General features: G+C 67.9%; 1 pseudogene. It reads right to left on the bottom strand.

The features are described from left to right. Nucleotides 1-248, bottom strand: a pseudogene (locus tag EN852_RS39875) (DNA alkylation response protein); the annotation flags it as partial. Nucleotides 249-287: the final 39 nt, after the last annotated feature.

Genomic DNA, 287 nt, shown 5'->3' with positions numbered 1-287 from the left:
GCGGGGTGGAACTCGACCTGATCGATGCGCCGGCCCTGGCGGTCATGCGTCCGGAGCTTCGGCGTCTCGACATTGGCGAGGCGGGCCAGTTCCTGCGCTTCCTGCGTCAGCACGAAACGGCCGAGCCCGTCGAGATCCTTGCGCACCGGTTCGGAAAAGCGCTCGGCAAGCTGGATCAGCAACGGATCGCCCCGCCAGGCGTTGCCGCCCGTCAGCGGCGGCGGCTGGTTCGTCACGTCGTCGGTCACGCCCTGTCCCAATCATGCGAAGGCCACGAATCCGAAGCC

This window comes from Mesorhizobium sp. M2E.F.Ca.ET.209.01.1.1 (genome assembly GCF_004010375.2).
Classification (GTDB): domain Bacteria; phylum Pseudomonadota; class Alphaproteobacteria; order Rhizobiales; family Rhizobiaceae; genus Mesorhizobium.
Note: the sequence above shows the minus strand (reverse complement) of the source record. Positions and strands in the feature narration are given on the sequence as shown.